The sequence below is a fragment of the Pseudomonas sp. YY-1 genome (assembly GCF_002843095.1).
GTDB classification, from domain to species: Bacteria; Pseudomonadota; Gammaproteobacteria; order Pseudomonadales; family Pseudomonadaceae; genus Aquipseudomonas; species Aquipseudomonas sediminis_A.
The window spans coordinates 250,400-262,167 of record NZ_PJLX01000002.1 but is presented as its reverse complement, the minus strand read 5'-3'; the positions used below and the strand labels follow the sequence as shown (position 1 = coordinate 262,167).

The 11,768-nt window shown below is 64.7% G+C and carries 11 protein-coding genes; 6 read left to right on the top strand and 5 right to left on the bottom strand.

The annotated features are described in order from the left end of the window. Nucleotides 1-10: 10 nt before the first annotated feature. A complete protein-coding gene (locus tag CXP40_RS03930) occupies nt 11-394 on the bottom strand; it encodes a DUF4345 domain-containing protein (protein WP_106732680.1) in 384 nt (127 codons plus the stop codon). A 129-nt stretch (nt 395-523) separates the two neighbouring features. Here CXP40_RS03930 and CXP40_RS03925 point away from each other — a divergent pair, with 129 nt between their 5' ends. Beyond that, nucleotides 524-958, top strand: coding sequence for a DUF411 domain-containing protein (locus CXP40_RS03925; RefSeq protein WP_106732678.1), 435 nt, complete (start codon nt 524-526; stop codon nt 956-958). A 51-nt stretch (nt 959-1,009) separates the two neighbouring features. Next, the gene (locus tag CXP40_RS03920) at nt 1,010-1,870 is read left to right on the top strand and encodes a neutral zinc metallopeptidase (protein WP_106732677.1); all 861 of its coding nucleotides are present in this window, start codon (nt 1,010-1,012) and stop codon (nt 1,868-1,870) included. A gap of 9 nt (nt 1,871-1,879) precedes the next feature. Here the strand turns inward: CXP40_RS03920 and CXP40_RS03915 are convergent, their stop codons facing one another. From CXP40_RS03915 to CXP40_RS03905, 3 genes are all read right to left on the bottom strand, one after another. Beyond that, complete coding sequence (locus CXP40_RS03915; protein WP_106732675.1) at nt 1,880-3,049, bottom strand: Bcr/CflA family multidrug efflux MFS transporter; 1,170 nt, start codon at nt 3,047-3,049, stop codon at nt 1,880-1,882. Nucleotides 3,050-3,139: 90 nt separating this feature from the next. Further along, complete coding sequence (locus tag CXP40_RS03910) at nt 3,140-6,277, bottom strand: efflux RND transporter permease subunit (RefSeq protein ID WP_106732673.1); 3,138 nt, start codon at nt 6,275-6,277, stop codon at nt 3,140-3,142. 5 nt (nt 6,278-6,282) lie between these two features. After that, nucleotides 6,283-7,434: an efflux RND transporter periplasmic adaptor subunit gene (locus CXP40_RS03905; protein WP_106732671.1), complete on the bottom strand. Its 1,152-nt coding sequence runs from the start codon at nt 7,432-7,434 to the stop codon at nt 6,283-6,285. 124 nt (nt 7,435-7,558) lie between these two features. Between CXP40_RS03905 and CXP40_RS03900 the strand changes: the two genes are divergently transcribed. Next, entirely contained in the window at nt 7,559-8,179 is a 621-nt protein-coding gene (locus tag CXP40_RS03900) for a TetR family transcriptional regulator (protein ID WP_106732669.1), read from the top strand. A 12-nt stretch (nt 8,180-8,191) separates the two neighbouring features. Here CXP40_RS03900 and CXP40_RS03895 read toward each other — a convergent pair whose 3' ends face one another. Then, nucleotides 8,192-8,389 carry a heavy-metal-associated domain-containing protein gene (locus CXP40_RS03895; RefSeq protein WP_099522528.1) on the bottom strand — a complete coding sequence of 66 codons (198 nt, stop codon included), beginning with the start codon at nt 8,387-8,389 and terminating at the stop codon, nt 8,192-8,194. Between the two features lie 112 nt (nt 8,390-8,501). On the opposite strand from CXP40_RS03895, the gene CXP40_RS03890 reads away from it, so the two are divergent. The 3 genes from CXP40_RS03890 to cueR all read left to right on the top strand — a co-directional run bounded on the left by CXP40_RS03890 (nt 8,502) and on the right by cueR (nt 11,762). Then, entirely contained in the window at nt 8,502-8,894 is a 393-nt protein-coding gene (locus tag CXP40_RS03890; protein ID WP_106732667.1) for a hypothetical protein, read from the top strand. 64 nt (nt 8,895-8,958) lie between these two features. Then, nucleotides 8,959-11,328, top strand: a complete 2,370-nt coding sequence (locus CXP40_RS03885; protein ID WP_106732665.1) for a heavy metal translocating P-type ATPase — start codon at nt 8,959-8,961, stop codon at nt 11,326-11,328. Beyond that, nucleotides 11,325-11,762, top strand: coding sequence for a Cu(I)-responsive transcriptional regulator (gene cueR, locus CXP40_RS03880; RefSeq protein ID WP_106732663.1), 438 nt, complete (start codon nt 11,325-11,327; stop codon nt 11,760-11,762). The genes CXP40_RS03885 and cueR overlap by 4 nt, the downstream gene beginning before the upstream one ends. Nucleotides 11,763-11,768: the final 6 nt, after the last annotated feature.

Genomic DNA, 11,768 nt, shown 5'->3' with positions numbered 1-11,768 from the left:
TTGGCCCGGCTCAGCGAGACAAACCGCGCAACGCCCACCAGGCCAACCCGGCCGATGCCACTTCGAGCAGCAGCGCGTAGAGGTTGAAGGTCTGCTGCGCGGTACCGTCCAGCCATAGCCCGGCTGCGCGTGCCAACGCCAGCACGCTGTACAACAGCACCAGCAGAATCAGCGCCGGCCGCAGCAGATCCTGGCGCAGCAGTGCCATCGCCAGGTAAGCCGCCAGCCCCAGTTGCAGGCCGCCGTAATAGGCACGCACTTCAGTCACGGCGGCGCTTCCCATCAGCAACGCGCCGCTGAAGCTGGCCATTTCCTCGGGACGAATGAAGTAGGCCAGCCCCAACACGAGCAGGGCAGCGATCTGGATCAGCAAGACGATTCGGGCAAACAGCATCGGCGAGTACCGGACAGTGATCGACTGTCGCCAGCATAGGCCGCCACGGGTCGCGACGCATAGTCGCAATGGCTTGGGCAGTCGTCATGCCGGCGCTATGCTGAGCGCTCGATTATCTGGAGCCTTGCCATGCGTCGTTCCCTGCTCGCCCTCTTCCTCGTCTCCGGCCTGGCTCACGCCAGCGAGCCTCTGACCATCGATGTCCACCGCGACGCCAACTGCGGCTGTTGCAAGGCGTGGATCAGCCATCTGCAGAACAATGGTTTCACCGTCAACGACCATGTCGAGGCCGACATGAGTGCGGTCAAACAGCGCCTTGGCGTTCCGCCGCGCCTCGCCTCCTGCCACACCGGCGTAATCGACGGCAAATTCGTCGAAGGGCACGTGCCAGCGGCCGACATTCTCAAGCTGCGTCAACGTCCCGATCTGGTCGGCGCTGCTGTACCCGGTATGCCCATGGGCTCGCCAGGCATGGAGTACGGCGGTCGTGTCGACGCCTATCAGGTCATCGGCCTGGATAACCAACGCAAGGATCAGCTGCTGAGCGACTACCCCGCCCACTGAACCGGCACGGACGCAGCTACACTGCTGCGATAACCAACCAGGGAGCGCAGCATGCGCTGGCAACGCGGTAGACGCAGTGACAACGTGGTGGATGCGCGCGGCCGTTCCGGCAGGCGACTCGGTGGTGGCCTGAGCCTCGGTGGCGTAGCGGTGATCGTCATCGTCGGCTTGCTGATGGGCCAGGACCCGCTGCAGATTCTTGGCCAGATCGCCGGCCAGGCTACCCAGCCGCAGGTCGCCCAGACACAGAGCGCACCACCGGCCAACGACCAGCAGAGCGAGTTCGTCCGCGCCATTCTCGGCGATACCGAAGACACCTGGCGCGAGCTGTTCCAGCAGGCCGGCCAGCAGTATCGCGATCCGCAACTGGTGCTGTTCTCCGGCGGGGTCAATTCGGCCTGTGGTTTCGCCAGCTCGGCGGTCGGCCCCTTCTACTGCCCTGGCGATCAGCGCGTATATCTGGACATGGCGTTTTTCCGCGAGATGGAACAGCGCTTCTCCGCTGCCGGTGACTTCGCCCAGGCGTACGTGATCGCCCATGAGGTCGGCCACCACGTGCAGACGCTGCTCGGCGTGTCGGCCAAGGTCAATACGGCGCGCCAGCGCGGCGAACGCGTCGAGGGCGATGGTGGCCTGCTGGTACGTCAGGAACTGCAAGCCGACTGCCTGGCCGGGGTCTGGGCGCATCACGCGCAACGCCGGCATGACTGGCTGGAGGCTGGCGACCTTGAAGAAGCACTGAACGCGGCCAGCGCCATCGGCGATGACCGCCTGCAAAAACAGGCGCGTGGCCAAGTGGTGCCGGACGCCTTCACCCATGGCACCTCAGAGCAGCGCGTGCGTTGGTTCAGCACAGGTTTTGAAAGCGGTCAGCCAGGGCGTTGCGACACCTTCAAGGCGGCGCGCCTGTAACACGCCGGCTTACACCACGAAGCGCTTGCTCCACCAGGCAAAGCCGCAGGCGGCAGCGCCGCACAGGGCGATCACCAGCGCCATGGGCATGGCCGAACCATCATGCAGGACGGCCACCAAAGCCGAAGCGCTGGCCGCTACACTGAACTGCATGCTGCCCAGCAACCCGGATGCGCTACCGGCATGACGTCCCTGCCCAGCCATGGCGCAAGCTGTGGCATTGGGCAACACGCAGCCGAGGCTGGCCACGCAGATGAACAGTGGAATCATCAGCGGCCACAGCTGCGCCGGTTGCCACAACGCCAGCACCAGCAGGCACAGGCCACTGGCCAGGTACACCAGCACCATGCGCCGCAGCCACAGCGCCGGGCCACCACTGCGCACCAGACGCGCATTGACCTGCGCCATGATCACGAAGCCCGCTGCGTTGCTGCCGAACAGCCAGCCATAGTGCTCGGGCGGCACACCGTACAGCTCGATGAACACGAAGGGCGAGCCGGCGATATAGGCGAACATGCCAGCCATCGCCACACCACCGGCCAGGCTGTAGCCCATGAACGGCGCATTGCCCAACAGCGCGCGGTATTGGCCGAAGGCACCATTCAGCGGGGCCGGCTGCAGGTGCTGCGGACGCGTCTCCGGTAACCACAACAGCACGGCCAGCAGGCACAACCCAGCAAAGATTGCCAGGCTGTGGAAAATCGAAGGCCAGCCCAGGGTATTGAGCAGCAGTCCGCCGCCCAGGGGCGCGAGAATCGGCGCCAGCCCCATCACCAGCACCAGTTGCGAGAACACCTTGGCCGAGGCCAGTGGGTCACACAAATCGCGCACTACCGCGCGGGTGATGACCATGCCGGCGCAGCCACCGAGGGCCTGCACGAAACGCGCGGCCACCAGCCACTCCAGACTGGGAGCCAGGGCGCAGGCCAGCGATGCCAGGGTGAACAGGGTCACCCCGACCAGCAGCGGCACGCGGCGCCCGAAACGATCCGCCAGTGGCCCGTAGAACAGTTGGCCGATGGCGATGCCGACGAAATAAGCCGCCAGTGACAGCTGAATATGCTCGACGTCGGTGCCGAACTGCTGCGCCAGGGTGGGGAAACTAGGCAGGTAGAAATCGATGGCCAGAGGGCCGAAAGCGCTGAGCGCGCCCAGAATCAGGAGGGTTCGCAGGTTCATGAATGATCCGGAGAATTATTAGCCGGCTAATCATCTCATCGACCGGGCAGCTTGCGAAAGCGTGGGCCGCCGAGGGGCGGCCCGGATGACTCAATGCGGTTGTTCTTCCTCCCTGGCCTTGCCGCGCCGGCTCACCCGTTGCGCTGCCGTTTCCACCAGCAGATAGAACATCGGGATGACGAACGTGGCCAACAAGGTCGCCGCGAGCATGCCGCCGATCACCCCGGTGCCGATGGAGTGACGACTGGCCGAGCCGGCGCCGGAGCTGATGGCCAGCGGTACGCAGCCGAGAATGAACGCCAGCGAAGTCATCACGATGGGACGGAAACGCAGCTTGGCCGCCTCCAGCGCCGATTCGAAGATGCTCTTGCCATCGGCACGCAGCAACACGGCGAACTCGACGATGAGGATGGCGTTCTTCGCCGCCAGACCGATCAGGGTGACCAGGCCGACCTGGAAGTACACGTCGTTCTGAATGCCGCGCAGCCACACTGCGAGAATCGCCCCGAACACTGCGAACGGCACGGCGGTGACCACTGCCAACGGCAACGTCCAGCGCTCGTACTGCGCGGCGAGAATCAGGAACACCAGAATCAGGCCGAAGACGAAGGCCTGAGTGCCCGAACCCTGAGTCGCCAGCTCTTGATACGCAGAGCCGATCCAGCCGAGGCTGTAGTCCTCGCCCAGTACCTCATCGGCCACCTCCTGCATCGCCGCCAGCGCCTGCCCGGAGCTGTAGCCTGGCGCCGGGCCGCCGAGGACCTTGGCCGAGGGATAGACGTTGAAACGGTCGTAGGAATCCGGCCCGAGGATGCGCCGCACCCGCAGCAGGGTCGACAGCGGCACCAGATCTCCACTGCTGGAACGTACATAGACCTGGCCAAGGTCCTCCGGCTTGCGGCGGAACTCCGACTCGGACTGCAGGCTGACCTGCCAGGTACGCCCGTAGAGCGTGAAATCGTTGACGTAGTAACTGCCGAAGGTGGCCTGCATCGCGGTGAACACATCGCTGACGCTGACGCCCAGCGCCCGCGTCTTGGTGCGATCCAGGTCGATGTAGTACTGCGGCACGTTGGCGCTGAAGGTGCTCTGGATGCCGGCCAGCTCCGGCCGCTTGCTGGCGGCCGCGACGAAGGCTTGGACCTTCTCGCCGAGCTGCTCGACGCTGCCGCCGGAGCGGTCCTGAATGAAGGACTCGAAGCCGCCGGTGGTGCTCATGCCGGTGATCGGCGGCGGGTTGAATGACAACACCAGGCCATCCTTCTGCGCAGCACCCATGCCCATGAACTCGCGCGTCAGGTTGCGCGCATCGAGCTCGTCCGTGGTGCGCTCGCTCCAGTCCTTGAGCGGCACGAAGGATACCCCGGCGTTGCTGCGCACGCCGAAGGTGAGTACGTCGAAACCGGCGAAGGTCACCACATCCGCCACTGCCGGATGCTCCATCAGTTGCTGGCTCACCGCACCACTCAATGCCTCGGTGCGATTGAGCGAAGCGGCCGGCGGCAGGTAGTAGGCATTGATCACATAGCCCTGATCCTCATCGGGCACCAGCGAGCCGGGCACCCGTGAGAACAGCAGCATGATCAGCGCGATCATGCCGCCGAACAGCAGCAGGCCGACCAACGAACGCTTGAGGAAGAAGCGCACCCCGGCGCCATAGCCCGCGGTGGCCTTGTCGAAGAAACGGTTGAATACACGGAATGGTGCTGCCGGTTCATGGTGGCCAGGCTTGAGCAGCAGCGCGCAGAGCGCAGGGGAAAGCGTCAGGGCGACGATGCCGGAAATCACCACCGACACCGCGATGGTGATCGCGAACTGCTTGTACATCTGCCCCGCCAAGCCGCCGAGAAAGCCCACCGGCACGAACACCGCGCACAGCACCAGAACGATGGCAATGATCGGTCCAGTCACCTCCTCCATCGCCTTGATCGAGGCATCTCGCGCATTCAGCCCCTGCGTGCGCATCACCCGTTCGACGTTCTCGATCACCACGATGGCATCGTCCACCACAATGCCGATGGCCAGCACCATGCCGAACAGGGTCAGCAGGTTGATGGAGAAGCCCAGCAGGTACATGCCGGCAAAGGTGCCGACCAGCGATACCGGAATCGCCAACACCGGAATCAGCGTGGCGCGCCAGTTCTGCAGGAAGATGAACACCACCAACACCACCAGCACCAGCGCCTCGAAGAAGGTGTGGATCACCTCTGTGATCGAGACCTGAACGAACTTGGTGGTGTCGTAGGGGATCTTGTAGGCGATGCCCTCGGGGAAGCGCTTGGCCAGGCGCTGCATGGTCCGCTCGACCGCCTCGGCGGTGTCCAGGGCGTTGGCACCAGGTTGCAGGTAGATGCCGAAGGCAGCGTTCTGCTGGCCATTGAGGGTGGTGACCAGCGAGTAGTCCTGCGCACCCAGCTCGACCCGCGCCACATCCTTGAGCAGCAGGCTGGCACCGGTATCGTCGGTACGCAGGATGACGCTCTCGAACTCCTTCGGGTCGGTAAAACGCCCTTGCGTGGTGACGGTGTAGGTGAAGTCCTGTGGCTCCTTCAGCGGCTGCTGGCCGAAGCTGCCAGCGGCGAACTGCGAGTTCTGCTCGCGAATGGCATTGACCACGTCGGTGGGCGTCAGGTTGTACTGCGCCAGCTTGTCCGGGCGCAGCCAGATACGCATGGAATAATCCTTGGAACCGAACTGGCTGGCATCGCCAACGCCCTTGAGACGCTTGAGTTCGTCGATGACGTTGATCAGCGCGTAGTTGCTGATGAAGATCGGGTCGCGCGAACCATCCGGCGAATAGAGGGTGATCACCTGGAGGATGTCGGAAGACTTCTTCTCCACCTTCACACCCTGGCGGCGCACTTCTTCCGGCAACTTGGCCAACGCTGCCTGCACCTTGTTGTTGACGTTAATGGTGGCCTGGTCCGGGTCGGTACCAACCGCGAAGTACACCGTCAGGCTCATCGCTCCACTGCTGGAGGAGTTGGACAGCTGGTAGATCATGTTCTCGACGCCGTTGATCTCCTGCTCCAGCGGCGCCGCCACGGTTTCGGCGATGACCTGCGAGCTAGCACCGGGGTAAGCGGCGCTGACCGATACCTGCGGCGGCAGGATTTCCGGGTACTGAGCAATGGGCAGCGCGCGCATCGCCGCCAAGCCGGCGAGCACGATGACGATGGAAATGACGGTGGCGAATACCGGGCGGTCGATGAAGAAGCGCGAGATCATGGCCGTTACTCCTGCGCCGGATTGGCTGGCGTGGCTGCCTTCGCCTCCTCGACCTTGACCGGGCTATCCGGTCGCACCTTGGCCAAGCCGTCGACGATCACCCGTTCACCATCGCTGACGCCAGCCAGAATCACCCAGCGGCCGCTGGCCGTATCACCGGTGGTGACCTGGCGCATGCGCGCGAGGCCTTGCTCGTCCACTACGTAGACGAAGGTCCCGCGCGGGCCCTGAGCGACGGCGCGCTCCGGTACGGTGATGGCGTTGGGACGGGTCAGCCCCTTGACCTGCACGCGCACGAACTGCCCGGGCAACAGTTTCTGATCGGGGTTCGGCACCACGCCACGGGCGCTGACGGTGCCGGTACCGCGGTCGATCAGGCTGTCGGTGAAGTCCACTTCGCCCGCTGTCGGATAGGCCGAACCATCACCAAAATGCACTTCCACGCTGAGTTTGCCGCTGGCCGGCAGCGCCAGGCTGCCTTCGGACACTTCGCGGCGCAGACGCTCGGCCTCGGCGTCCGGGTAGGCGAAGTTGACGAAGATCGGGTCGAGCTGGGTGATCTGCGTCAGCAGGCTGGCACTGGGATCGCCAGCGACGATCAGGCTGCCTTCGGAAACGCTTTCCTTGCTGGTGATGCCGGTGATCGGCGCCTTGACCGTGGTGTAGTCGAGGTCGATCTGGCGCGACTGCACCTCGGCCTGGGCCGCCTCGATATTGGCCTTGCTCTGCTCGAAGTTGGAGATGGCGTTGTCCAGCTCGCTCTCGCTGGCGAAGCCCTTCTTCTGCAATTCGCGGATGCGTTTGAGGTCACGATCGGTCTGGCGAAAACGCGCCTGCTCCTGCGCCAGCGCGCCCTTGGCACGGGCCAGAGCCGCCTCGTAGGGGCGCGAATCGATGCGAAACAGCACCTGATCCTTCTGCACCCGACTACCCTCCTGGTAGGTGCGTTCCTGCAGAATGCCGCCGACCTGGGCTCGAACCTGCACTTCGCGGTAACCAGCGGTTCGCGCCGGATACTCCAGCACGATAGGCAGTTCGCCGGCCTTGACCTGCTCGACCGTCACCGCCGTCGGTGGCGCCTCGGCGGCCTCGACGCTCGCGGCCAGCAGAACCAGGCTGAAGGGCAGACAGACTCCGACCAGACGAACGAAGGGCATGAGGCATTCCTCTCCTTGGCTAGACACGGGACAGAAGCAGGACAACCAAGCCCGCCACCAGCAGGCGGGGCAAAATCGGTAAACTCGGCACAATCTGAGCCTAGTTCCAATTAACCGGATCGCCATGCGTAGAACCAAAGAAGATGCGGAGAAAACCCGCTGCGCCATCCTCGCTGCTGCGGAACAGTTGTTCCTCGAGCGCGGGGTCGCCCATACCAGCCTGGAGCATATCGCCCGGCATGCTGGGGTCACGCGCGGCGCGGTCTATTGGCATTTCCAGAACAAGGCCCACCTGTTCCACGAAATGCTCAACCAGGTACGCCTGCCGCTGGAGCCACTGGCCGAACAGTTGGCCGCAGTCGACGGCCTGGCATCGCTGCAGTTGCTGCGCGACCTGTGCATAGAAGCCATGGCCAATCTGGTGCTGGATGAGCAACGCCGGCGCATCCTCACCGTGCTGCTGCGCCGCTGCGAGTTCACCGAGGATTTACGCGAAGCCGAAGAGCGCCACGAAGCCTTCGTCAATCAGTTCATCGACCTGTGCGAACAACAGTTCGCCCTGCCAGAGGTGCAACCGCACCTGCACCCCGGCATCACCCCGCGCCTGGCCTCGCGCACGCTGCACGCGCTGATCGTCGGTCTGTTCAGCGATTGGCTGCGCGATCCCAATCTGTTCGACGCCCAGACCGACACGCCAGCGATGATCGACAGCTGCTTTCGCGGCCTGCTACGGCAGTGGCCATAGCCGATCCGAGTTCTACGCGGGCGCAACCTCGTAACCCTCTTCCCGGATGGCGGCCTGGATCTGCGCAGCGTCCAGGTTGCCCTGCACTCGTACCAGCCCCGCGGCCAGATCGACTTCGACGCTGGCCGCCTGGTCCAGCGCCTGGATTGCCTGGGTGACGGCGCGCACGCAATGACCGCAGGACATTCCGCTAACCTTGAACTGTTGCATGACTGGCTCCTTGAATCAGTGGTCGATGGGAGTAGTCTCGACCTTGCCACAATGGCAAGGTCAAGCCCTTGCGTCATGTCATTCGCCGCGTTCCCGTACGAGGGTCATCACCATGCGTCTGCTCTGCTCCGCCCTTGCCCTGCTGCTGGCGCCTCTGGCCCAGGCCGAACCACTGGCCCCGTTGCCTTCGACAAGCCAGGGCGAAGGTTATGCGGTGCTGATCGTCTCACGCGAACGCCTGGAAGTGGCCACTACCTGCGAGGTTGCGCTGTACCTGCATGACCAGATGGCCGCACGCTTGCACCAGGGCCAGTCGGTGTCCTTCAACCTGCCGCCGGGCAAGGTCTCGCTGCGCCTCGGCCTGACTGGCACAGGTCCCTGTCAGGACGGTATCAACCAGCTCGCCGGTCAGGCACTGGAACTACAGGCCGGCGAGGTGCGCCGCTACCGCATCGCCATGGGCAGCGATGGCCTGCGACTGCATGCCGCGCCAACTCTGAACTGAAGACTTGACCTTGCCATGGGGTCAAGGTTGATCCTGTAGCCATCAAGCTACAGGGAGCCGAACCATGACCACTTTCGACCTGCCGATCCGAGGCATGACCTGCGCCAGTTGCGCTGGTCGTGTCGAGCGCGCGCTGAACAAGCTGCCGGAGGTGAGCAGCGCGAGTGTCAACCTGGCCAATGAACAGGCGCGTATCGAAGCGCCAGCCGGCAGCCTGCCGCATCTGATCAGCGCCATCGAGGGCGCCGGCTACAGCGTCCCCAACCAGCCACTGGAGCTCGGCATCGAGGGTATGACCTGCGCCAGCTGCGTCGGTCGTATCGAACGCGCCCTGAACAAGCTGCCGGGTGTCAGCCAGGTCGCCGTCAATCTTGCCGATGAGAAGGCGCGCCTGCAGGTGCTCGCCGGTTTTGACCCGCAACAGGCGCTGAAGGCGGTAGCTGCCGCCGGTTACAAAGCCAGCCTGCTCGATGATCGCCCCACCACGGATGATGCCCAGCACCGACTACGCCGTGAACGTCTGACCTTGCTGGCAGCCATCGTCCTGACCCTGCCGCTGGTGCTGCCGATGTTGGTCGAGCCGTTCGGCCTGCACTGGATGCTGCCGGCCTGGGTGCAGTTCCTGCTGGCCACGCCGGTGCAGTTCATTTTCGGCGCGCGCTTCTATCGCGCAGCCTGGCAGGCGCTGAAGGCTCGCGCCGGCAACATGGACCAACTGGTGGCGATCGGCACCAGCGCCGGCTACGGCCTGAGCCTGTATCAGTGGGCCGTGACGCCGGCCGGGCAGATGCCGCATCTGTACTTCGAGGCCTCGGCGGTGATCATCAGCCTGATCCTGCTCGGCAAGTACCTGGAAAGCCGCGCCAAGCGCCAGACCGCCAGTGCCATTCGCGCCTTGCAGGCATTGCGCCCGGATCATGCGGTGCGCCTGATCGATGGACGTGAGGAACGTGTCGGCATCGACGCGCTGGCACTGGGTGACCGGATTCTGGTCAAGCCCGGCGAACGCTTCCCGGTCGACGGCCAGGTGCTGGAAGGCAACAGCCATGCGGACGAAGCGCTGATCAGCGGTGAAAGCCTGCCAGTGGCCAAACAGCCAGGCGACAAGGTCACGGCCGGCGCCATCAACGGTGAAGGTCGCCTGCTGGTGGAAACCACGGCCCTCGGCGCCGAAACCGTGCTGTCACGGATTATCCGCCTGGTGGAAGACGCCCAGGCTGCCAAGGCGCCGATCCAGAAGCTGGTGGACAAGGTCAGCCAGGTATTCGTCCCGGCGGTACTGCTGATCGCCCTGGCCACTCTGCTGGGCTGGCTGGCGCTCGGCGCATCACTGGAAAACGCCCTGCTCAACGCCGTCGCCGTACTGGTGATCGCCTGTCCCTGCGCGCTGGGTCTGGCCACGCCGACCGCGATCATGGCCGGCACCGGCGTCGCCGCGCGCCACGGCATCCTGATCAAGGACGCCGAAGCGCTGGAGGTGGCGCATGCCGTGCAGCACATCGCCTTCGACAAGACCGGCACCCTCACCGAAGGCAAGCCACGCATCGTCCATATCGGTCTGGGCGAATCCAACGAGGCAGAACTGCTGCGCCTGGCCGGTAGCCTGCAACAGGGCAGCGAACATCCGCTGGCCAAGGCCGTCTTGCAGCGCTGCGCCGAACAGCACATCACGCTGCCGGCAGTGAGCGACAGCCGCGCGCTGGCCGGTCGTGGGATCGCTGGCAGTGTCGAGGGCCGCAGCCTGCAACTGGGCAGCAGCCGCCTGCTGGAGGAGAACCAATTGCAGGCTGGAGCACTGGCCGAATCCGCCCGCACCTGGGAGGCCGAGGGCCGCACGCTGTCCTGGCTGATCGAAACCGGCAACATCCCTCGCCTGCTCGGCCTGCTGGCCTTCGGCGATCAACTCAAGGATGGTGCGGCCGAAGCCATCGCCGAACTGCGCGAACAGGGCATCATCAGCCACCTGATCAGCGGCGACAACCCGGGCAGCGTCGCCGCAGTCGCCAGTGTGCTGGGCATCGACGAACCTCACGCGCAGGTACTGCCGGCGGACAAGGCCCGCCTGGTTGGCGAACTGCGCCAGCACGGCACCGTGGCGATGGTCGGCGACGGCATCAACGACGCCCCAGCACTGGCCGCAGCCGACGTCGGCATCGCCATGGGTGGCGGCACCGATGCGGCCATGCATGCTGCGGGCATCACCCTGATGCGCGGCGACCCACGCCTGGTGCCGGCCGCGCTGGACATCAGCCGGCGCACCTACGCCAAGATCCGCCAGAATCTGTTCTGGGCCTTCATCTACAACCTGATCGGCATCCCGCTGGCCGCCGCCGGCCTGCTCAACCCGATGTTCGCTGGCGCCGCCATGGCCCTGTCCAGCGTCAGCGTGGTGAGCAACGCGTTGCTGCTCAATCGCTGGAGACCGCGAGCATGAACATCGGCCAAGCCGCCAAGCACACCGGCCTCAGTGCCAAGATGATTCGCTACTACGAGTCCATCGACCTGCTGCCCCATGCCGGGCGCTCGGAGAGTGGCTATCGGCAGTACAGCAGCAGCGACCTGCACCGCCTGGCCTTTATCAAGCGGGCACGGGATCTGGGGTTTTCGCTGGAGGAAGTCGGCAAGCTGCTGGCCCTGTGGCAAGACAAGCAGCGCGCCAGTGCCGATGTGAAGGCACTGGCCGAGGAACATATCGCCACGCTGTCGCGCAAGATTGCCGAGATGAGTGCCTTGCGCGATACGCTGGTGGATCTGGCGAACAGTTGCCAGGGCGATAGCCGGCCGGACTGCCCGATCCTCAAGGGTATCGAACAGGGCGTGAGCTGTAGCGCAGCGGGATGCGCGCATCGGAGCGAAGGCGCTACGTAGCCCGGA